Origin of the sequence: Pseudomonas tritici (assembly GCF_014268275.3) — a bacterium.
Classification (GTDB): Bacteria; Pseudomonadota; Gammaproteobacteria; order Pseudomonadales; family Pseudomonadaceae; genus Aquipseudomonas; species Aquipseudomonas tritici.
In genome coordinates this window covers 2,785,285-2,809,639 of sequence record NZ_CP077084.1, presented here as the reverse complement: position 1 = coordinate 2,809,639, position 24,355 = coordinate 2,785,285, and the positions used below count along the sequence as shown (strand labels likewise).

The window sequence follows — 24,355 nt, the reverse complement described above, 5'->3', positions numbered from 1 at the left end:
TCAAACCTCGCGCGGCTTCAGCTTCAGGTGCCGCGCATACCAGGGCCGCTTCGGCACTCGCTTGAACAGCCCCTGCAACATGCCTTCGTCTTCGCCAAAGGTGATCCGCAGCGCCAGTTTCATGGTCTCCGGGTCCATTTCCATCGACCGCCCCATCTGCAACCCCGGCGTCGTACTGCAGCCATGCGTATCCGGGCCCAGCCACGGGTCTCCCACCTCGACCCAGCGGCCCGGCGCGAACCAGGCCACGCCGTTGACTTGCATGCGGCGGACTTCACCCGGATTGAAGCGCTCATGGGCGCGAAACCAGTCTTCGATACGGTCGTCGATCCAGCCGTGAAAGTGCCAGAACACTGGGTTCACATGGGAGGAAAACGGGTCGCCGAGAAAGTCGTTCTCCGCCGTGTACCAGCGTGGGGCGAAGTCGGACGGGTCACGGGCGAACGGCACCGGCGCACCGTTGGAGGGGTCACGCGGCACCGAGGCCCAGCGCATGTGCAGCCAGTCGTGCAGGCCCAACTCCATCTCTGAACCCAACTGCCCGAGTGTCAGTTTGGACAAATAACGGGGGTCGCGGTATTGGGATTCCCACACCTGAAAGTTGCTGTGATAGGTCTCGGCGGCCTTGATGTCGCTGACCCACTGGGTGTAGGCGCTGTCATCCGGCGCCGACCACGTGGGCGGCAGCGCGAAGCCGTCGTGGTTGTCGAAGTAACGCAGGAAGCCCAGTCGATCACGTTCCAACGCCGGCTGCGGTTCGGGGAATTGCGGCCACGAGGGCAAATCCTGCAGGGAGCGCGCGGTGCCGAGCATGTGCCGGTGCATGAAGAAGAAGTCGATGCCCGAGCCGTTGCGGTCTTTGCGCTTGCCCCGGGCGTCGCGCTCCTGGCCCCGCGGGCCGGGTTGCCAGCCGATGCCGCGCAGAGCGTCGCGTTTTTCTTCGGAGAGTTTGTGCCATTGGTCGCGGGTGGCGTGCCACAGTTGGTGGAACAAGCGGTGCTCGGGAGCAATCAGCCAGGCCAACAGGGCCGGGTTGAGGCCGATGCGTTCGCGCGCTTCAGGAAACGCTTGCTTGTGGGCGATAAAACGATTGTCGCGCTCAACCAGCGCCAGCGGCCGGTCCAGCTCAAGAATCTGCCCGCTGAGGGTAGCGCTGCCGGCATTGGCGAAGTTGGCCCAGACTTCATCAAGGGTCATCTTGAATTCGTAGGCGGGTATGCCGTCGGCCGAGTCGCGGTCGATCAATCGCCAATACAGCACGGCACCCTCGCCCGTCAGCAGGTCCCCGAGCACCCGGTAACGAGGCTCACCCTCGGCGCGCAGGTTGGCGGCAGTGTCCAGGTAGCCGCGCAGGCCGCGCCCACGGGGGGCAATGTCGAGCAGCAACATCAGGCCTTGCAACGGTAAGCCCTTGAGGCCCGCGTCGCGACCTTCCAGGCGCAGGTTCCACACCCCTCGCAGGGTGTTCGCCAGGTGCTGGCCGTCGGTATCCGCCAAGTCCACGGTGGCTTCGCCAGGGGTGATGGGAAACTCTTCACGCGTCAACTCGCGATGGGCATACAAGGCCGCGGGCACAGCCGCGCCAGTCAGCGCCAGGCCTGCGATGAACCCACGTCGAGAGATCGTCATTGTCTACCTTAGGAAACGGCTTAATCAGAGCTAGAACGTTTGCAGGCCGGGGAAATTTACCGCGACCTGCCCGCCGCCTAAATTTCTGTGCCCGACGCTCGTTCTTCCCTGATAGCAAAGGCCTCAACTGACTGAGATGGCAATGACAAAACCACGTTCGAAAAAGGCGTTGTATATCGGCCTGCCGCTGGCACTCGCCATTGGCGCCGGAGCCGGCTTCCTGGCCTGGGATCACTGGTTCAGGGGCAATGCCGGCTACCCGCTGGAAGTGATCAAGCAGGCCAATGAAATGCAGGATCGCCTGTTGTCATTCGACAGCCATATCACCGTGCCCCTGGATTTCGGCGGCATCGACAACGAGGCCGACAAGGATGGCAACGGCCAATTCGACCTGGCCAAGGCGGCTCGTGGCCGCTTGTCCGGCGCGGCCCTGACGATTTTTGGCTGGCCGGAAATCTGGAACGGCCCCAACGCCCCGCACAAGCCCACCGACGGTTTTGTCGAAGAGGCGCGCCATGAGCAAGAGGTGCGCTTCAAGATCATCTCCGGCATGGTCCGCGACTTTCCCAACCAGGTGGGCATTGCCTACACCCCGGACGACTTCCGGCGCCTGCATGGCGAGGGCAAGTTCGCGATCTTTATCAGCATGCTCAATGCCTACCCCTTGGGCAACGACTTGAACCAGCTGGACCTGTGGGCCGCACGCGGCATGCGCATGTTCGGGTTCAGCTATATCGGCAATAACGCCTGGTCCGATTCTTCGCGCCCACTGCCGTTTTTCAATGACTCCGCCGACGCACTCGAAGGCTTGTCGCCGATTGGCCAACAAGCCGTGCACCGCCTCAACGACCTGGGCGTGATCATCGATGTGTCGCAGATGTCGACCAAGGCCCTCGAGCAAGTGGCGCAGCTGAGCCGCACACCGATGGTGGCCTCCCATTCAGCGCCACGCGCGTCGGTGGATATCCCGCGCAACCTCAGTGACAAGGAACTGCAACTGATCAAGAACAGCGGCGGCGTGGTTCAGGTCGTGGGGTTCCCGGCGTATCTACGCCCCTTGAGCCAGCCGACCCAGGACAAGCTCAATGCCCTGCGCGCACGTTTCGACCTGCCTCCCCTGCCCAACCTGGCCATGGCCTTGATGCCGGGCGACGCGATCATTGCCGCCTGGCCCGAGCAGAAATTCGGCCAATATGCCCAAGGCCTGTACGGCATTCTTGAAGAGGAGCCCAAGGCCACGCTCAAGGATTGGGGCGACGCCGTCGACTACACGGTGCGCAAGATCGGGATTGATCACGTCGGCATCTCCTCGGACTTCAACGACGGCGGCGGCATCCAGGGCTGGGAGAACGTCGGCGAGATACGCAACGTCACCGCCGAACTGATCCAGCGCGGCTATTCCGAAGCCGATATCGCCAAACTGTGGGGCGGTAACTTCCTGCGCGTGTGGGACCAAGTACAAAAAGCCGCCAAGCCATTGGCCAACCGCTAATCACTTAGAAGCACGTCCATGACCGACCGCCGTACGTTCCTCAAGCAGGCGGGTGTATTTGCCGCCAGCCTGCCACTGGGCGCCGCGCTGCTCCCGCAAGCAATCGCCGCCAACACCACAGATGCCCCATGGACGGGCCTCAAGCAGCTGTTCAACCAAGACCCGGATTACCTGCACTTCTCCAACTTCCTGGTGGCTTCGCACCCCAAGCCGGTACGCGAGGCCATCGAGCGTTACCGGGCGCAGATCGACCGCAACCCAGGGCTGGCGATGGACTGGGACCTGCAGGAAACCTGGAAGCGTGAAGGCCAGGTACGTGAGTGGGCCGGCCGCTATTTGCAGGCCACGCCTGCACAGATCGCCCTCACCGGCAGCACTTCGGAAGGGTTGGCGATGATCTACGGCGGGATCAAGGTACGGCCCGACCAGGAAATCCTTACGACCGTCCACGAGCACTACGCCACCCAAAATGTGCTGGACTATCGCGCACTCAAGGAAGGCACGCAGGTGCGCCGGATCAAGTTATTCGAGAGCGCCCACCGCGTGTCCGCCGACGAGGTGCTGGGCAACATCCAGCGCCATATCCGCCCCAACACCCGCGTGCTTGGCATGACCTGGGTGCAGTCCGGCAGTGGCGTGAAACTGCCCATTGGCGAAATCGGCACGCTGGTGGACGAACACAACCGCAACCGCGACGACCAGGACCGCATCCTCTATGTGGTGGATGGCGTGCATGGTTTCGGCGTGGAAAACCTCGACTTCCCGGACATGCATTGCGACTTCTTTATCGCCGGCACCCACAAGTGGATGTTCGGCCCACGCGGCACCGGGCTTGTCTGCGCCCGCGACGCGGACAACCGATACGTGACACCGATGGTGCCAACCTTCTCCGAAGACAAAGACTTCGCCACCCGCATGACGCCGGGCGGCTACCACGCCTTCGAGCATCGCTGGGCGGCGGATGAGGCGTTCAAGCTGCACTTGCAACTGGGCAAGGCGCAGGTGCAGGCACGCATTCGTGCGCTGAATACCGAACTCAAGGAGCAGCTGTTGGCGCAGCGGCAGATCGAACTGGTCACGCCGCGCAGCCCCGAACTGTCGGCCGGCTTCACCTTCTTCCGCGTCAAAGGAAAGGACTGTGATGCCGTCGCGGCCAACATGATGAAACGCCGTGTGGTGATCGACGCGGTGAACCGGGATGTCGGCCCGGTGATTCGCACTGCCCCTGGCCTGCTCAATTCCTCCGATGAAATCCAGCGTTTCATGACCTTGCTTCGCCAGCAGGTGTGACGCCCACCCTTTTTCCTTTGAACGAGATGCCCACATGAATCCATCCCGACTCAAACCCCTCACGGCATTGGCACTGACCGCCCTGTGCGGCGCACTCCTGCCCAACCTGGCCCAAGCCGCCGCGCCGCAACCCGGCAAAGTGTTCAAGGACTGCAAGGACTGCCCGGAAATGGTGGTGCTGCCCGCCGGCACCTTCACCATGGGCACGCCGGACGATGAAGTCGGCCGCGAGCCGGATGAAAGCCCGATGCATGAAGTGACCTTCGCCAAGCCGTTTGCCATGAGCCGTTTTCACATCACCGCCGGCGAATGGGACAGCTATGTCCGCCAGACCGGCGTGACCATCGCCGATGGCGACACCCGCCCCGGCCGCGAATGCATCGCCAGCAGGCCGCGCTACCCCCAGGGCCCACGCCAGCCGGCGGTGTGCATGGACATGGATGACATCAAAGGCTATGTGGCCTGGCTGTCGAAAAAGACTGGGCAGCCGTACCACATGGTCAGCGAATCGCAGCGTGAATATGCTGCACGCGCAGGCTCGACCGGGCCGTTCCCGTTCCCGTTCGATGAGGGCAAGGGCTACAGCATCGCCAAGCATGCCAACACCTACGGCCCTGCGGATGGGTACAGCTACTCGTCACCCGTCGGCAGCTACCCGCCGAATGCCTTTGGCATGTACGACATGCATGGCAACGTGTATGAGCGGGTCGCCGACTGCTACCACGCGGACTACAAGGGCGCCCCCACCGATGGCAGTGCCTGGGTGGAGCCGACCTGCGAGCTGTATCAGATTCGCGGCAACGACTGGGGCGAAGCGCCGGTGTTTTCGCGCTCGGGCAACCGCAATAACATCTACCCGCAGACGCGCGGGGACTGGATCGGGTTTCGGGTAGTGCGCGACCTGTAACACGGGCACCCTCCAGTGTGGGAGCTGGCTTGCCTGCGATGGCGGCAGGTCAGCTAACATCAATGTGTCTGACCCACCGCTATCGCAGGCAAGCCAGCTCCCACATTTGGACCGCAAGGCTCAAGAAGATTGCGGTCAGCCCTTCTGCGCCAACAACGCCAACCCTTCGTGCAACGCCGGGAACAGGCTGTTGTTGAAGTTATTCCAGCGCAATTCAAGGATGGTGTCATCCGGCGCGATCTCAGTCTTGAGCACGTCGTGGAACACTTCGCCCGAGTCAATGCCGTTGTCCACGTAGTGGAACGAAGCGCCGGTGAGGTACAGCGGCTCCGAGGGCCGGGTCTCCTTGGTCGCCCAATCCACCACCGTTTGCCCACGCGCACCGTACAGCGCGTTCCAGGTGGCGTAGGCGCCACGGCGCTCGTAGGGCGATTCGATGCGGGTAATCCCCGGGTGGATGTTCATGATGCGGCGGGCAAACGGCGCGCCCGGGCGCACCAGCTCGTCGAGGATCACCAACAAACCGTCCAGTACCACGATATCTGCCTTCAGCTCCACCAGCGTGTCGTGCAGGCGGCGTTCGAAATCCTGCTTGCCGGCGATGTGTTCCGCGCTACCGCGTGGCAGCCGCCGGTAGGTGGACGGCACGCTCAGCAGCAGATCATTGACCAGGCGCCCCTGCACCCGCAGGTCGGCCGGGTATAGCCATTGGCGACCCGGTTTGTAGGCAAACCCGTAATCGCGGACCAACTGCTGGTCCCGTGGGTTTTGCTCGTCGTCGTCATACACCACGCCCACCAGGTTGTAGGCCTCGCCCAGCGGCGTGTCGTTCAGTGCGCCCGCCAGGGATTCCAGCACCGACATCATGTAGCGCTCGTGGTCCTTGTAGGCCACTGGCTGCCCGGCCTTGTCAGCCGCGGCATTGCGCAGGGACCACACGTACACCAGATTCTTTTTCGTCATTGCTTCGCTCTCGCTGGATAGATCAGGCACGCGCCAATGCGCGTGCGCCTACACCACAAGAACGAACCAGCCGCCGCGCAATTTATCCGCCACCGCCACCGCCGAGCGCACCGAGCTAAATAGTCGCGCCAATCCTTCGTTTGTCATGGGTAAGGGTCTGTGTGCCCAGCCCCCTCTTTTTCACTTTCCGGGAAGTATTTATGACCGACCCCAAGCGCGGCGCCTTCAACGGTTTGCTCGCATTGCTCAGGCCCTTTCGCACCATCGTCAGCGTCTCCGTCGCCCTGGGCATGGCCGGCGGCCTGGCCATCACCTTTTTGCTGGCGACCATCAATAATGCCCTGCACTCCTCCACCGGCATGACTCAAGGCGTGGTGCTGACCTTCGCCGCCCTGTGCGTGCTGGCGCTGACCAGCTCGATTGTGTCGGACATCGGCACCAATTACGTGGGCCAGCGCATCATCGCGGCGTTGCGCAAGGAACTGGGTGAGAAGGTGCTGTCGGCGCCGATCGAGCAGATCGAGCGCTACCGCTCCCACCGCCTGATCCCGGTGCTGACCCACGACGTCGACACCATCAGTGACTTTTCCTTCGCATTCACCCCGCTGGCCATTGCCGCCACAGTGACCCTGGGTTGCCTGGGCTACCTGGCGTACCTGTCGGTGCCGATGTTTGTGATGATGATCGTGGCGATCATCATCGGCAGCAGTGTGCAGTTCATTGCAGGCGCCAAGGGCATTCGCGGTTTCGACGAAGCCCGCGACCTCGAAGACGAGCTGCAACGTTACTACTCGGCCATTGCCTCGGGCGCCAAGGAGCTGCGCATCCATCGCCCACGCCGCTATCGGATGAATACCCACCGCATCCAGGAAACCGCCGACCGGATCAGCGACATTCAGGTGCGCTCGGTCAACATCTACATCATCGCCAAGACGTTCGGTTCGATGCTGTTTTTCGTGGTTATCGGCATCGCCCTGGCGATGCAGGCCTACAGCCCCAACCCGGACCCGGCAGTGATCACCGGTTTCGTGCTGGTGCTGCTGTACATGAAAGGCCCGCTGGAGCATGTGGTGGGTTACTTGCCGATCATTGGCAAGGCGCGCATTGCCTTTACGCGCATTACCGAACTGTCCGAACGCTTCTCGTCACCGGAACCGCACCTGCTGATGGCCGATACCGAGGCGCCGCACCCTCTGGTGCACAGCCTGGAACTGCGCGGCGTGACGTACAGCCCGCCGCCGGTGGAAGGCAGCGAGCCCTTCCACCTGGGCCCGATCAACCTGAGCATCAAGCAGGGCGATATCGTGTTTATCGTCGGCGAAAACGGCTGCGGCAAGACCACCCTGATCAAGCTGCTGCTGGGCCTGTATCAACCCCAGGCCGGTGAAATCCGCCTCAACGGGGAAACCGTGACCGACCCGGTCCGCGACGACTATCGCCAGTTGTTCACCACGGTATTTGCTGACTACTACCTGTTCGATGACTTGGTACAGGGCAGTGCCACACAGTCGCTGGACAGCGCCGCCAACTACCTGGAGCGCCTGGAAATCGCGCACAAAGTCAGCGTCAAGGATGGCGTGTTCAGCACCACCGACCTGTCCACCGGCCAACGCAAGCGCCTGGCACTGGTCAATGCCTGGCTCGAAGAACGTCCGGTGCTGGTGTTCGATGAATGGGCCGCCGACCAGGACCCGGCCTTCCGCCGCATTTTCTATACCGAACTGCTGCCGGACCTCAAGCGACTGGGCAAGACCATCATCGTGATCAGCCACGACGACCGCTATTTCGACATCGCCGACCAGCTCGTGCGCCTGCGTGCCGGCCAGGTGGTACATGAAATGGAGCCTGCGTGAAATTTCTTTTCCGGTTTCTGCAAGTAGGAACGTCTCACTAGTGGGAATGAGAACCACACTCAATAAACACTTAGAATCTGCCAACTAAAACATAGAAGAGAAAGCATCCATGTCAGTACGACTCGGTCTGAGCCCCCTGAGCAAAGCGCTATCGATGCGACGGGCCCTGAACTTCAACCTGTTGCCAAGCGCGCTGGCCCTTGCGGTATCGATGCCCATTGCCGGGTACGTCCAGGCCCAAGAGATCGAGCTCGACATCCCTGCACAGCCGTTGGGGACGGCACTGCAAGCGTTTGGCCAGCAGAGCAACCTGCAAGTGCTCTACAGCCCTACCGACGTGCAGGGCAAAACCAGCACCGCCGTCAAAGGTAAGCAGGAACCCAAGCAAGCCATCGCCACCCTGCTCAAAGGCACCGGCATCGATTACACGCTGCAGGGCAACGCCGTGACCATCAGTGCGGTCGCAACCTCAGGGCTGGAACTGGGTGCCACCCAGGTGACGGCCAACCAATTGGGCACCGTGACCGAAGGCACCGGTTCGTACACCCCAGGCACCATCGCCACGGCGACGCGCCTGGTGCTGACGCCACGGGAGACGCCGCAATCGATTTCGGTGGTGACGCGCCAGGTGATGGATGATTTTGGGCTCAAATCCATTGACGATGTGATGCGCCATACACCGGGTATCACGGTGTCGACCTTCGACACCGAGCGTACCAACTACTATTCCCGTGGATTCTCCATCGAGAACTTCCAGTACGACGGCATTCCGACCCTGCGCGATGCTCAGTATTCCGCCGGGCAGACCATGACTGACATGGCGATCTACGATCGCGTCGAAGTGCTCAAGGGCGCTACTGGCTTACTTACCGGTGCCGGTGGACCTGGTGGCACCATCAATTTGATCCGCAAGAAGCCGACCTCCGAGTTCAAAAGTAGTATCGAACTGGGCGCAGGCTCCTGGGACAACTATCGCTCCCAAGTCGACGTCAGCGGCCCCTTAACCGAAACCGGTAACGTGCGCGGCCGCGCAGTGGCGGCGTACCAGGACAAGAAGTCGTTCCTCGACCACTACTCCCGCAAGACCGGCGTTTACTACGGCATCCTTGAAGTGGACCTGACCCCGGACACCCTACTCACACTGGGTGCTGACTATCAAGACAGCGACCCCAAAGGCTCCAGCTGGACCGGCACCCGCACCATCTTCGACGCCACCGGCAACAAACTGGACCTGCCTCGCTCATTCAACAACGGGCCCAAATGGGGCTCATGGCAACAATACAGTCACACGGTATTCGCCACGCTGGAGCACAGTTTCGACAACGGCTGGGTCACCAAAGGCCAGTACAACCATCAGGTCAATGGGTACGACGCGCCGCTGGGCTATATCTCCCAGGATTCCGCCACGGCCAGTTCGATCTATGCGGCCAAGTACACCGGAGAAACGACCAGCGATAGTCTGGATGTCTACGCATCTGGGCCTTTTGACCTGTTCGGGCGTGAGCACGAGTTGGTGATTGGCCAGTCAGTATCGACCTCCCGATGGAAGGGAAAGGACTACCGGAATCCGGTCTACTTCAGCAACTCCTATGATTTTTACAACTGGCACGGTGAAGCCATTGAACCTGCATGGGGCAAAGCTTCCCGGTTCAGCGATGAAATCACCCGCCAGACCGGCACCTATGTCACTGGTCGTTTCAGCCTGACGGACGAGCTTCATCTGTTGCTCGGTACCCGGGTCGCCAACTATCAGGTCACCGGCACCAGCGACACCGAAGAAAGCGGCAAGGTAGTGCCTTACGCCGGTCTGACGTACGACTTGAACGACAACTTCACCGCCTACGCCAGCTACACGGAAATCTTCAAGCCGCAAACTCAGTATCGCGACCGAACCAACACCATGCTTCAACCTGACGAGGGCAAAAACTACGAGATTGGGCTCAAGGGCGAATTCTTCGATGGTCGCCTGAACAGCAGTCTCGCCTACTTTGAGGTACACGAGACTAATCGCCCAATCGCCGATACTGTCTGGAACTCGCAGCCAGCCGTCGATTACTCGTACTTGGGCACTAAAAGCAAAACTAAAGGTTACGAAGCGGAGATCTCCGGCGAGCTCGCTAAAGGCTGGCAGTTGCAAGCTGGCTACACCCACAAAGTCGCCCGCGATGCCGATGGTGAGAAGATCTCGACTTGGGAACCAGAGGATCAGGTAAGCCTCTACACCACCTACAAACTGCAAGGCAGCCTCGACAAGCTCACCGTCGGCGGCGGCGCACGCTGGCAGAGCGCAGGCTGGCAGACTGTCCGGAATTGGGGCTACCCCGGCGGCGGCCGCTCCGAAAAATTCACCCAGGAACCCTACTGGCTCGTTGACCTGATGACCCGCTACCAAGTGACCGAGAACCTGTCGGCCACCCTCAACGTCAACAACCTGTTCGACAAGCACTACTACACCAACATCGGTTTCTATGACTCCGCCTACCCTGGCGACCCACGTAACTTCATGGTCACCACCCGCTACGACTTCTAATCCGCAAGCCCCAAAGCCCCTGCTCACCATGTGACCAGGGGCTTTTTCATGGACCTAACAAAACGCCCCTGATCATGCTTGATGATCAGGGGCGTTTCTTACCTCAACCGCTTACTCCATGGCAGCCACAAAGCTGCGGATGAACTCAGCGTTATCCACGATCCGATGATGAGTCGTGTCGATCACCACCGAGCGCTGGATACCCGCCTGGCCGATCACCTCGCGCATGCCGCTTTCGATCAGCGCCTGGTGAATACCGCCCTCACTCAGCGCCGCCCACCAGCAGTTGACCGGTGCCTTGATCGCACGGTAGTCGGTGTCTTGCAGGCGCTCATCCAGCAGTTGCTTGATCGCCCAGGAGCGCTCGGTTTCGCCGCCCTCCTGCAGCTCGTCCTTGAGTACACGGAAGCTGTCGCCCAGGGTCGATTCCGCCCAGTCGGACAGGCACTGCCATTGTTCATCCTCGTTGCCGGGAGCCGCTTGCCAGACACGTTGGATCTGTTCGGCATAGTGAGGGAACATCACCGCCAGCAGCTCGGCACGCCGCTCAGCAGCAGAGATCGCGCGGTCGTCCACCAGCGCGCCCTGATTCCAGAACGCGGTGAAGCGAGCCGGTGGCGGCGCATCGATCCAGCCGACCGATTCAACCTGACGGCCGGCCTGTTCCAGGTGATAGGCCACTTCCATGGCCAGGTTGCCGCCCAGTGACCAGCCCGCCAGGCAAAAGGCACCCTGCGGCTGGGCACGCAGCAACTGCTGGGCGTAATCCTCAACCATTTGCGCCCAGCTCGGCACTTCGCCGCCCTCTTCCACCAAGGCGCGGCACACCACACCCATCACCGGGCGCTGTTCACGCAACGCCAGGGCAATGGCTTTATAGCAATGTACCGAGCCAAAACTTGGGTGGAATAAGTACAGCGGCGTGCCTTCAGTCTGGCCGTTGAGCGGCACGATCAGCGACGCCGGACCGTTACCCTCCATGCAGCGCGCCTGCGCGGCTACCGTCGGATGAAGCATCAGTTGATTGACCGCCAGCGACACACCGCACGCCTTGTTGAGTCGGTCCTTGAGCATCAGCACCAACAGCGAGTGGCCGCCCAGTTCGAAGAAGTTGTCGTGCAAGCCCACGCGCTCGACGTCCAGCACCTGTGCCCAGATGGCGGCAATCTGCTGTTGCAACCGAGTGTGCGGCGTAACGTATTCGCGGCCCGTTGCGTCGGGCTTGGGCAGCGCCTTGCGGTCCAGCTTGCCGTTGGGGCTCAACGGCATCTGTTCCAGCATCACCCATTGAGCTGGCACCATATAGTCCGGCAGGTGATTCCCCAAATAGGCGCCCAGGCGGTCACGCCAGTCGTCGCCAGCCTGTTGCAGCACCACATAACCCACCAAGTGCTGCCCGTCCACCACCAGCACGGTGGCTTCGCGCACATCCGGGTGTTCGAGCAGACGCGCTTCGATTTCACCCAGCTCAATCCGCAGGCCGCGCAGCTTGACCTGATGATCCAGGCGCCCGAGGTACTCGATGACACCATCAGCGCGCTGGCGTACGCGGTCGCCGGTGCGATACAGGCGGGCACCGGCATGGAATGGGCAAGGTACAAAACGTTCGGCGGTCAGGTCGGGACGGCGATGATAGCTGCGCGCCAGGCCTTGGCCGCCCAGGTACAACTCGCCCGCCACCCCGACAGGCACCGGCGATAAACCGGCGTCCAGCACATGGGTGCGCAGGTTGGCGATCGGTTCACCGATCGGCACGGTGGCCTGGCCTTCATCGACGCACGTCCAGTGGGTCACGTCGATGGCAGCTTCCGTTGGGCCGTAAAGATTGTAGAGCCCGGCCTGCGGCAGCTTGGCGAATACCTGTTGCTGGGCATCCACCGGCAGTGCTTCGCCGCTGCAGACAATACGTTGCAGGCTTCGGCAGGTGGTGACCTGTGGATCCTGCAGGAACGCCTGGAGCATCGAGGGCACAAAGTGCAGCGTGGTGATGTGCTCGTGGTTGATCAGGCTGACCAACTTGGCCGGATCACGATGATCCCCAGGCGCTGCAACCACCAGGCGCGCACCGGTCATCAAGGGCCAGAAGAACTCCCACACCGAGACATCAAAACTGAACGGGGTCTTTTGCAGCACGCTGTCGCGGGCCGTCAGGCCATAGGCCTCCTGCATCCAGCACAACCGGTTGGTCAACGCCGAATGTCGGTTGCCCGCCCCTTTGGGTTGCCCGGTGGAACCGGAGGTGTAGATCACATAGGCGAGGTTTTCGCCGTCCAGGGCGATGCCTGGGTTGTGTTCGGCATACCCTTCAAACCAGGACTCGCCGAGCACCAGGCTGTCCAAGCCTTGCGGGATCGGCAACTGTTCCAACAGATGCGCCTGGGTCAGCAGCAGCTTCACGCCGCTGTCCTGCAGCATGTAGGCCAGGCGTTCGCGTGGGTATTCCGGGTCCAGCGGCACATAGGCGCCCCCGGCCTTGAGCACTGCCAGCAGCCCCACCACCATCTCGATGGAGCGCTCCACGGCCAGCCCCACCAGCACGTCCGGGCCTACACCGGCGCTGATCAAACGATGGGCCAGGCGGTTGGCGCGGCGGTTCAGCTCGGCATAATTCAGCTGTTGCCCGGCAAACGCCAGCGCCGGCGCATCGGGTGTAAACGCAGCCTGATCTTCGATCCATTGGTGCACACAGCTTTGCAGCGGGTAGTCGCGGGCCGTGGCGTTCCAGCCGTGCACCGCCGTTTGCTGCTCACGGTGGTCAAGCAACGGCAACTGGCCGATACGCTGCTGCACATCACCCACCATGCCCTGCAACAGGTTCAGCCAATGACGCGCCATGCGCTCCAGCGTAGCGGGCTCGAACAGGTCCGTGGCATAGGTGAGCGAGGCAGCAAGCCCTTCGGTGGATTCGTGGGTATTGAGGCTCAGGTCGAACTGGGCGGTCTGGCTGTCCCACTCCAGGCCACTGACACTCAGGCCAGGTAGTGGCTGGCACTCATCGCGGGCGGAGGCCTGCGTTTGATGATTGAAGAGCACCTGGAACAACGGGTTGAAGCTCAGGTTGCGCTCAGGTTGCAAGGCTTCTACCAGTTGCTCGAAAGGCAGGTCCTGATGCGCCTGGGCGTCCAGCGCACGTTGTTTGACCTGCGCCAGTAACTGGGCGACCGTCTGCTGCCCATCGATGTCGGCCTTGAGCACCTGGGTGTTGACGAAAAAGCCGATCAGACGCTCGGTTTCCACGCGATTGCGGTTAGCGATGGGGACGCCGACGCGGATATCGCGCTGGCCACTGTAGCGGTGCAACAAGGTCTGGAACGACGCCAGCAACAGCATGAACAGCGTCACCCCTTGACGCTGGGCCTGCGTGCGCAATGCGCTGACCAGCGCCGAGGGAACGTTGATCTCCAGGCTCGCACCGCGATGGCTTTGCTGGGTCGGACGCGGGTGATCCAGTGGCAGCTCCAGGACCGGTTGCTCACCGCCAAGCAGGCCGCGCCAGTAATCGAGCTGACGTGTTTTTTCGCCGGCATCCATCCAATTGCGCTGCCACACCGCGTAGTCAGCGTATTGCACCGGCAGGTCCGGCAACTGCGGCGTTTGGCCCTGGCTGTACGCAACATACAAGTGCACCAGTTCATCAACCAGCACCTGCATCGACCCACCATCGGAAATGATGTGGTGCTGCACCAGCGCCAATACATGGTCATCGTCGGCGACGCGCAGCAGGCCCACACGCATGAGCGGCCCCTGGGTCAGGTCGAACGGTTGTGCAATGAACGCCTCCACATGAGTACGCAGTGCAGCCTCTTCTACGTCGCTACGGGTGATCGCTACCGATGTGTTCGCCGCAATAACCTGCACCGCACGCTCACCGTCTTGTTGCAGGTGGGTACGCAGGCTTTCATGACGCGCGACCAGTGTGTCGAAACTGCGCTGCAATGCGGCTTGGTCCAGTTGGCCCTTCAAACGCAAGACACCCGGCACGTGATACGCCGCGCTGTCCGGGTCCAGTTGCCAGAGGAACCATTGGCGCTCCTGGGCGTAGGACAAGGGCAAGGGTTGATCTCGCCCCACGGCCAACAGCGGCGGCGCCAGCGGTGTGCCGCTGTCGGTCGACAAGGCAGCAACAAACCCCTGCAAGCGCGGTTGTTCGAACAGGCTTCGCAGGGCGATTTCCCTGCCCAGCAGGTTGCGCAGGCGCGAGACGACCTGCATGGCCAATAACGAGTGGCCGCCCATTTCAAAAAAGTGGTCCGTCAGCCCTACTCGCTCGGCGCCCAGGATATCGGCCCAGACAGCGGCGACCTGTTGCTCCAGTTCGGTGACGGGCTCGACCCACAGCTGCTGCGATTGGCTGGCATCGGGCTTTGGCAGCGCCTGGCGATCCAGTTTGCCATTCGGGTTCAGCGGCATGCGTTCAAGGAAAACCAGGTGCGCCGGCACCATGTAGTCCGGCAGTTGTTCACGCAGAGTCGACTTCAGGGCTTCGGCGTCGGTTTGCTCGCTGACCAGATAGGCCACCAACTGGTTGTCGGCAGCCAACACCAGGGTTTCACGTACGCCGTCCTGGGCCAGCAACAGCGCTTCGATTTCCCCCAGCTCGATACGAAAACCACGGATTTTCACCTGATGGTCGACCCGGCCGACGTACTCGATTACACCGTCAGCGCGGTAGCGCGCCAAGTCACCCGTGCGGTACAGGCGCTCACCGGTTTCGCCGAACGGGTCCGGTACAAAACGCTCGGCCGTCAGCAACGCCCGGTTCAGATAGGCACGCGCCAAGCCGCAGCTGCTGCCGATGTACAACTCGCCCACGGCGCCCAGCGGCGCCAGGTTCAAGTCACGATCCAGCACATACAACGCCCGCCCTGGCAGTGAACGGCCAATCGGGCTGGCGGTGGCGCCGATCAGTTCGGTGCCTGATGTGCAGTCCAGCACGCTCGATACAACAGTGGCCTCCGTCGGGCCGTAGGTATTGAGCAAACGCACATGGCCGAGCCCGGCCTTGAGCCACTGCGCCGGGCCGTCCAGCGGCATGGCTTCGCCACCGATGTGGATCTGGCGAAGCGAACCGTAAGCACGCGGGCCAGCGGCCAGGCAGTCGAGCAGGAACAGGTTCCAGTAGGCGGTCGGCAAGTCGGCCAGGGTAATGCCCTGGGCGATGATTTCCTCGTACAGCCGCGCACTGTCCCATAGCTCGGGACCGCGCAGCACAACCGTGGCGCCATGGGTCAACGCCGGGTACAGCTGTTCAACAAAACCGTCGAAGTTCAGGGTTGCGAATTGAAGAACGCGATCTTCCGAGGTCAACCGTGAATAGCCAGCAGCAATGCTGGAAAACTCAGTCAGCGCCGCATGGTTGATCGCCACGCCCTTGGGTTTGCCGGTGGAGCCGGAGGTGTAGATCACATAGGCCAGGTTCTGCGAAAAAACCGTTATCTGCGGATCGCTTTCAGGGCACAACGCCAGGTGCGCATCCGCCAGATCGACCGTCGCCATGCCTTCGGGCAATGGCATCGCCACATGAGACTGGGTCAGCACCAGGCGCACGCCGCTGTCTTCAAGCATATGCAACAGGCGTTCACGCGGGTATTGCGGGTCCAGCGGCACATAGGCGCCGCCGGCCTTGAGCACTGCCAATAGGCTGACCACCATGTCGAACGAACGCTCGACCGCCACGCCCACCAGCACTTCCGGGCCAATGCCCTGGCCGATCAGGTGATGCGCGAGGCGGTTGGCCTGACGGTTCAGTTCGGCGTAGCTGATGGACTGGTCGCCCAGACACAGGGCAATCGCGTCTGGGCGCTGCCGCACCTGGGCTTCGAACAAACGATGTACGCCCTGTTGAACAGGTGCCGCTGCGCCGCCAGCATTCCATTGGTGCAACAGGCGCTGCTGCTCAGCGCTGTCAAGCAACGCGAGTGCAGCAATCGGCTGCCGCGCATCGCTGGCCACGGCGGCCAACAGGTTCTGCCAATGCTGCGCCAAGCGCGCTACTGTCGCGGCTTCGAACAGGTCAGTGGCATAGCTCAACGAGGCCCACAGGCCTTCAGCGGACTCCTGGGTGTCCAGGCTCAGATCGAAATGCGCCGTGTGGCTGTCCCATTCCAACCCTTCCACGCGCAAGCCGGGCAACTGCTCGCCACGCGGCACGCGGGCCTCGGATTGATGGTTGGACATCACTTGGAACAGTGGGTTGAGGCTCAAGCTGCGTTCAGGTTGCAGCGCTTCCACCAGCTGCTCGAAAGGCAAGTCCTGATGGGCCTGGGCATCCAGGGCCCGGCGCTTGGCCTGCTGCAACAGTTGGGCAAAGGTCATTTGCCCGTCGATGTCGGCCTTGAGTACCTGAGTGTTGACGAAGAAGCCTATCAGACGCTCGGTTTCTACACGATTGCGGTTGGCGATCGGCACACCCACGCGGATATCCGACTGGCCGCTGTAGCGATGCAGCAAGGTCTGGAACGAGGCCAGCAACAGCATGAACAAGGTCACGCCTTCGCGCTGCGCCAGGGCTTTGAGGGCTGCGACGACGTCGGCCTCAAGACCGATATCCAGCCGCGCGCCACGGTAACTCTGAACAACCGGGCGTGGATGATCCAGCGGCAGCTCAAGTACCGGTTGCTCGCCGCCGAGCAGGTCGCGCCAGTACGTCATCTGGCGCTGCTTCTCGCCGGCCTCCATCCAGTCGCGCTGCCACACGGCGTAATCGGCGTATTGCAGCGTCATCAGCGGCAGTGACGCCGACTGGCCCTGGCTGAACGCGGCATACAGCTGCACCAGCTCATCGACCATCACCTGCATCGACCAGCCATCGGACACAATATGGTGCTGGACCACTACCAGTACATGCTCCAGCTCGCTCAGCTGCAACAGCGTGACCCGCAGCAGCGGGCCTTGACGCAGGTCGAAGGGTTTGGCGATCTCGGCTTCCACCCGCGCCTGCAACTGCTCGGGTGAGGTGTCCTCAAGCCGGGCGTAATCCAGCAACAGCGCAGACTCCGGCAGGACACGCTGTACGGTGCGCTCGCCCTCGCTGACAAACACCGTGCGCAAGGTTTCATGACGCGCCAGCAAGGCGTCGAAACTGCGTTGCAACGCGGGGCGATCCAACTGCCCGCTCAGGCGCAATGCAGTGGGCACATGATAGGCCGCGCTGTCGGGCTCCAATTGCCAGAGGAACCACTGGCGCTCCTGGGCATACGACAGCGGTAACGCGCGGTCACGTGCCAGCGCGCGCATCGGCGGCGCCAGCGGCGTTGCGTCCAGGGCCTGTAAAGCCAGCACAAAACCTTCCAGTTGCGGCTGTTCAAACAGGGTGCGCAGCGCGACTTCCCGCTCCAGCAACTGGCGCAGGCGCGAAATCACCTGCATGGCCAGCAATGAATGCCCGCCCAGCTCGAAGAAGTGATCCGCCAGGCCAACACGTTCAACCCCCAGCACATCGGCCCAGATCGCGGCGACTTGCTGCTGCAACGCGGTCACCGGTTCAACCCACACCCCTTGGGATTGAGCCTCCTCCGGCTGCGGCAGGCCCTTGCGGTCCAGCTTGCCATTGGGGGTCAGTGGCATCTGCGCCAGGAACATGAAGTGCGCTGGCACCATGTAGTCCGGCAGGCGGGTTTTCAGGGCGCGACGCAGCGCTTCGCGGAATTCGACCTGGGCCGGGGAGTTCTCGGCCAGCAGCGGGTCTGCCGGAACCACATAGGCGACCAGTTGCTTGCCCGTTGGGCTTTCCTGAGCGACTACGACGGTTTCACCGACGCTGTCCTGTTCACGCAGGCACGCTTCGATTTCACCCAGCTCGATACGGAAACCGCGAATTTTCACCTGATGGTCGACGCGACCAAGGTAATCCACCACGCCATCCGGACGGCCACGGGTCAAGTCGCCGCTGCGATACACGCGACTGCCAGGTTTGCCGAATGGATCCGGCACAAAACGTTCCGCGGTAAGTGCCGGACGCTCCAGGTACCCCCGGGCTACGCCCTCGCCGCCCAGGTACAACTCGCCCGCCACGCCAATGGGTTGCAGGTTGAGTTGCGAGTCCAGAACATAGCCGCTGCGATTGCCCAATAGTGTGCCGATTGGCGCGTAGACGGCGCCGCATGGGTCTCCTTTGCGGGCCTTCCACAGCAACGGCGTGACCACGGTTTCGGTGGGGCCATAGCCATTGAACAGGTAGGTTGGCTTGAGTGCGCGCCAGGCCAGGTCGTAACTGGCTTGGGCGACGGCATCACCGCCGAAGCAGTACACACGAACAGCCGGTGGGTTGCCGTCGCGTTCAGCGTGTTCGGCCAGCTGTTGCAGGTACACCGGCGGGAACACGGCCATGGTCACGTTATGGCGGTGCATTTGTTCGTAGGTGTATTCGGGCAGCCACAGGCTGTCGTCACGGATCAGCACGCTGGCACCGTTGATCAGTGGGTGCATCCAGCCTTCGTGAGAGCCGTCGAAAGCGAATGACATGAAGTGCAGTTCGCAATCCGCCGGGCTGGTTTCGTAGCGCTCGCCGGTCGCGATAATGTGCGCCACCAATGGGCCGTGGGAGACGGCCACGCCCTTCGGCATGCCGGTAGAACCGGAGGTGTAGATCACGTAGGCCAGGTTGTCGCCATCCAATTCGACGTGCGGTGCGGTATCGCTGTAATCGCTCCAGTCTTCGGTGCGATCAATCGCCAGGCTATCCAGGCCGTCGGGGATCGGCAGTTGCTGCAAGGCACGGGTGTGCGTCAGCAACAATTGCGCACGGCTGTCTTGCATCATGTAAAGCAGGCGATCACGCGGGTATTCGATATCCAGCGGCACATACACGCCACCGGCTTTCATCACCGCAAGAAACGCCACCATGCTCTCGGCACTGCGCGGCATGGCAATCGCCACGCGCACTTCCGGGCCGACGCCTCGAGCGATCAAGGCATGTGCGAGGCGGTTGGCCTGGCTGTCCAGCTGGCCATAGCTCAGGGTTTGCGCATCGAACTTCACCGCCACCGCATTGGGGTTTTCAGCCGCGCGGTCGGCGAACAGTTCATGGACCAGGCGCGTGGCCGGGAAGCCAGAGTCGGTGCGATCCCACAGTTGGAGAATGTGCTGTTGCTCGTCACGGTCCAGCAGGTTCAACTGACCAATGTTCTGTTGCTGATCGGCAACCATCGCCTGCAAGAGGTTCTGCCAATGCCGCGCCATGCGCTCAATGGTGGCAGCGTCGAACAGATCGGTGGCGTACCCCAGCGACGCCCAGAGCCCGTCCGCACTCTCCTGCACATCCAGGTCGAGGTCGAAATGGGCGGTACGCCGATCCCACGCCAAGCCTTCAATACGCAAGTGGGCCAAGGCTTGCGGCGCGTCGCCCGGGCGCCCTTCGGCCTGGTGGTTGAACATCACCTGGAACAGCGGGTTGAGGCTCAGGCTGCGCTCGGGCTGCAAGGCTTCGACCAGTTGCTCGAACGGCAGGTCCTGGTGCGCCTGGGCATCCAGGGCACGCTGTTTGACCTGGGCCAGCAACTGGGCAACGGTGGTGTGCCCGTCGATATCGGCCTTGAGCACCTGAGTGTTGACGAAAAAGCCGATCAGCCGCTCGGTTTCGACGCGATTGCGGTTGGCGACGGGTACACCGACGCGAATATCCTGCTGGCAGCTGTAGCGGTGCAACAACGTCTGGAACGAGGCCAGCAGCAACATGAACAGCGTCACGCCCTGCGCCTGGGCCAAGGCCTTGAGATCGGCGGCCAGCGCGGTTGGCAGCGGCACCTCCAGGCGCGCGCCGCGATGGCTCTGCTGCGCCGGGCGCTGATGATCGAACGGCAGCTCCAGCACGGGTTGTTCACCGCCAAGCATTTCGCGCCAGTAGTCGAGCTGGCGGGCCTTCTCGCCGGCTTCCATCCAGGTGCGCTGCCACACGGCATAGTCGGCGTACTGGATCGGCATGCCCGGCAGTTGCGGCGCCTGGCCCTGGCTGAACGCGGCATACAACTGCACCAGCTCGTCGACCATCACCTGCATCGACCAGCCATCGGACACGATGTGATGCTGCACCAGCACCAGCACATGCTCGTTTTCAGCCAAACGCAGTAAGGTCACACGCAGCAACGGCCCTTGCTGCAAATCAAAGGGACGGGCGATCTCGGCCTCGACCTGCGCTTGCAGATCAGCTTCGTTGACCCCACGCACGTTGATCGGCAACGCGCCATCAGGCTGAATCACTTGCCGCGCACCGTCCGGCTGTACCTGCACACAGGTGCGCAGGCTTTCGTGACGGGCCACCAGGGCATCGAAACTGCGTTGCAGGGCCGAGACATCCAACGCCCCCTTGAGGCGCAAGGCGCTGGGGATATGGTACGCCGCGCTGTCCGGGTCCAGTTGCCAGAGGAACCATTGGCGTTCCTGGGCGTAAGACAGCGGCAGCGGTTGTTCGCGACCGACCGCGATAAGTGGCGGCGCCTGCTCACCTTCCGGCGCTTCCAAGGCTTGCAGGGCGCTGGCAAAACCTTCGAGCCTGGGTTGCTCGAAGACCAGCTTCAGCGGGACTTCACGGCCCAATACATGGCGCAGGCGCGAGACCACCTGCATGGCCAATAACGAGTGGCCGCCCATTTCAAAGAAGTGGTCCGTCAGCCCTACCCGCTCGGCGCCCAGGATATCAGCCCAGACAGCGGCGACCTGTTGCTCCAGCTCGGTGACGGGCTCGACCCACAGCTGCTGCGATTGGCTGGCATCGGGCTTTGGCAGCGCCTGGCGATCCAGTTTGCCATTCGGGTTCAGCGGCATGCGTTCAAGGAAAACCAGGTGCGCCGGCACCATGTAGTCCGGCAGTTGTTCACGCAGAGTCGACTTCAGTGCTTCGGCGTCGGTTTGCTCGCTGACCAGATAGGCCACCAACTGGTTGTCGGCCGCCAACACCAGGGTTTCACGTACGCCATCCTGGGCCAGCAACAGCGCTTCGATTTCCCCCAGTTCGATACGGAAACCGCGGATTTTCACCTGATGGTCGACCCGGCCGACGTACTCGATCACACCGTCAGCGCGGTAGCGCGCCAGGTCACCCGTGCGGTACAGGCGCTCGCCGGTTTCGCCGAACGGGTCCGGTACAAAACGCTCGGCCGTCAGCAACGCCCGGTTCAGATAGGCGCGCGCCAAGCCACAGCTACTGCCGATGTACAGTTCGCCCACGGCACCCAGCGGGGCCAAATTCAAATCGCGATCCAGCACATACAACGCACGCCCTGGCAGCGAGCGGCCAATCGGGCTGGCGGTGGCGCCGATCAGTTCGGTGCCTGATGTGCAGTCCAGCACGCTCGATACAACAGTGGCCTCCGTCGGGCCGTAGGTATTGAGCAAACGCACATGGCCGAGCCCGGCCTTGAGCCACTGCGCCGGGCCGTCCAGCGGCATGGCTTCGCCACCGATGTGGATCTGGCGAAGCGAACCGTAAGCACGCGGGCCAGCGGCCAGGCAGTCGAGCAGGAACAGGTTCCAGTAGGCGGTCGGCAAGTCGGCCAGGGTAATGCCCTGGGCGATGATTTCCTCGTACAGCCGCGCACTGTCCCATAGCTCGGGACCGCGCAGCACAACCGTGGCGCCATGGGTCAACGCCGGGTACAGCTGTTCAACAAAACCGTCGAAGTTCAGGGTTGCGAATTGAAGAACGCGATCTTCCGAGGTCAACCGTGAATAGCCAGCAGCAATGCTGGAAAACTCAGTCAGCGCCGCATGGTTGATCGCCACGCCCTTGGGTTTGCCGGTGGAGCCGGAGGTGTAGATCACATAGGCCAGGTTCTGCGAAAAAACCGTTATCTGCGGATCGCTTTCAGGGCACAACGCCAGGTGCGCATCCGCCAGATCGACCGTCGCCATGCCTTCGGGCAATGGCATCGCCACATGAGACTGGGTCAGCACCAGGCGCACGCCGCTGTCTTCAAGCATATGCAACAGGCGTTCACGCGGGTATTGCGGGTCCAGCGGCACATAGGCGCCACCGGCCTTGAGCACCGCCAGCAGGCTGACCACCATGTCGAACGAACGCTCGACCGCCACGCCCACCAGCACTTCCGGGCCGATGCCCTGGCCGATCAGGTGATGCGCGAGGCGGTTGGCCTGGCGATTCAGTTCGGCGTAGCTGATGGACTGGTCGCCCAGACACAGGGCAATCGCGTCGGGCCGTTGCCGCACCTGGGCTTCGAACAGACCGTGTACACCCGCGACGTCTTCGAACGCCGCCGTGCTGCGGTTCCAGTCTTGCAACAACCGGCGTTGCTCGTCATCAACCAACATCCCAAGCTGCGCAATACGATTGCCGGCACGCCCCACCACTGCCCGCAACACCCTCTGCCAATGCTCGGCCATACGCTGCACAGTCGCAGCGTCGAACAGGTCGGTGGCGTAGGTCAGCGACGCCCAGATGCCTTCGGGCGATTCCTGGGTATCCAGGCTCAGGTCGAACTGTGCGCTCTGGCTGTCCCACTCCAGCGCCTCCACGCCCAGGCCCGGCAACTGCTGCTCGCCACGCGGCCGGCGGCCTTCGGCCTGATGGTTGAACATCACCTGGAACAGCGGGTTATGGCTCAGGCTGCGCTCGGGCTGCAAGGCTTCCACCAACTGTTCGAACGGCAGGTCCTGGTGACTCTGGGCCTCCAGTGCACGCTGCTTGACCTGGGCCAGCAACTGGCTGAAGGTCATTTGCCCGTCGATGTCGGCCTTGAGTACCTGGGTGTTGACGAAGAAGCCGATCAGGCGCTCGGTTTCTGCCCGATTGCGGTTGGCAATCGGCACGCCGACGCGGATATCCGACTGCCCGCTGTAGCGATACAACAGGGTCTGGAACGACGCCAGCAACAACATGAACAGGGTCACGCCTTCGCGCTGGGCCAGCGCCTTGAGACCGTTCACCAGTGCCGCGTCCAGGCCAATCTCGACCCGTGCACCGCGATAGCTCTGCACTGCCGGGCGCGGGTGATCCAGCGGCAACTCCAGCACTGGCTGCTCACCGCCCAACTGCTCACGCCAATAGCCCAGCTGACGCTCTTTTTCACCGGCTTCCATCCAGCTGCGTTGCCACAGGGCGTAGTCCGGGTATTGGATCGACAAGCCCGGCAGGTGCACGTCCTGGCCCTGGCTGTACGCGACGTACAACTGCACCAGCTCGTCGACCATCACTTGCATAGACCCACCATCGGAGACGATGTGATGCAGTACGAGCACCAACACGTGATCATCGGGCGCCAGTTGCAGCAACTTGACCCGCAGCAGCGGGCCTTGTTGCAGATCGAAAGGCTTGGCGACTTCCGCTTGCACCCGCGCTTCCAGCTGCGCGGCGTCGCCGGCTTCAAGGGCGATTTCCAGGTGCAACTCGGGCCTGACCACTTGCAGCACGTGGTCGACATCCTGATGCAAATAGGTCCGCAGGCTTTCGTGGCGGCCGATCAGGCTGTCGAAGCTGCGTTGCAAGGCCGCGCGGTCCAGGCGGCCTTTCAAACGCAGGGCGCGCGGCAGGTGGTAGGCCGCGCTGTGCGGCTCCAATTGCCACAAAAACCACTGCCTTTCCTGAGCATAAGAGAGCCGAAGCGGCTCACCTTCCTGGCGCTTGAAAACCGGGGCAATCTCAAACAGGTTGATGCCTTGCTGCTTGAGCATTACCGCCAACGCTTTCTTTTGTTGCGCAGAAAGTGAACCTACCGACTCGATTAATGCTTGCACGCCAC

The 24,355-nt window shown here is 62.3% G+C and carries 8 protein-coding genes; 5 read left to right on the top strand and 3 right to left on the bottom strand.

Going from position 1 to position 24,355, the window contains the following annotated elements:
* Positions 1-1,629 (bottom strand): pyoverdine maturation tyrosinase PvdP, encoded by a 1,629-nt coding sequence (pvdP, locus tag HU722_RS12485; protein ID WP_065891208.1) that lies wholly within the window; start codon positions 1,627-1,629, stop codon positions 1-3.
* Positions 1,630-1,771: 142 nt separating this feature from the next.
* Between pvdP and pvdM the strand changes: the two genes are divergently transcribed.
* From pvdM to pvdO, 3 genes are read left to right on the top strand one after another with little or no spacing between them, the layout of a single operon-like run.
* Positions 1,772-3,121 (top strand): pyoverdine-tailoring dipeptidase-like protein PvdM, encoded by a 1,350-nt coding sequence (pvdM, locus tag HU722_RS12480; protein WP_065876026.1) that lies wholly within the window; start codon positions 1,772-1,774, stop codon positions 3,119-3,121.
* Positions 3,122-3,139: 18 nt separating this feature from the next.
* Entirely contained in the window at positions 3,140-4,411 is a 1,272-nt protein-coding gene (gene pvdN / locus HU722_RS12475; protein WP_065891207.1) for a pyoverdine-tailoring periplasmic protein PvdN, read from the top strand.
* Between the two features lie 34 nt (positions 4,412-4,445).
* Positions 4,446-5,318: a dihydropyoverdine dehydrogenase gene (gene pvdO, locus HU722_RS12470; RefSeq protein ID WP_065876024.1), complete on the top strand. Its 873-nt coding sequence runs from the start codon at positions 4,446-4,448 to the stop codon at positions 5,316-5,318.
* 135 nt (positions 5,319-5,453) lie between these two features.
* Here the strand turns inward: pvdO and HU722_RS12465 are convergent, their stop codons facing one another.
* The gene (locus tag HU722_RS12465) at positions 5,454-6,281 is read right to left on the bottom strand and encodes a formyl transferase (RefSeq protein ID WP_065876023.1); all 828 of its coding nucleotides are present in this window, start codon (positions 6,279-6,281) and stop codon (positions 5,454-5,456) included.
* Positions 6,282-6,481: 200 nt separating this feature from the next.
* Here HU722_RS12465 and HU722_RS12460 point away from each other — a divergent pair, with 200 nt between their 5' ends.
* Together HU722_RS12460 and HU722_RS12455 are read left to right on the top strand one after the other, a co-directional pair.
* Positions 6,482-8,134, top strand: coding sequence for a cyclic peptide export ABC transporter (locus tag HU722_RS12460; protein ID WP_065876022.1), 1,653 nt, complete (start codon positions 6,482-6,484; stop codon positions 8,132-8,134).
* Between the two features lie 109 nt (positions 8,135-8,243).
* Positions 8,244-10,664: a TonB-dependent siderophore receptor gene (locus tag HU722_RS12455; RefSeq protein ID WP_202895328.1), complete on the top strand. Its 2,421-nt coding sequence runs from the start codon at positions 8,244-8,246 to the stop codon at positions 10,662-10,664.
* A 111-nt stretch (positions 10,665-10,775) separates the two neighbouring features.
* Here HU722_RS12455 and HU722_RS12450 read toward each other — a convergent pair whose 3' ends face one another.
* Positions 10,776-24,350, bottom strand: a complete 13,575-nt coding sequence (locus tag HU722_RS12450) for a non-ribosomal peptide synthase/polyketide synthase (protein ID WP_225930686.1) — start codon at positions 24,348-24,350, stop codon at positions 10,776-10,778.
* Positions 24,351-24,355: the final 5 nt, after the last annotated feature.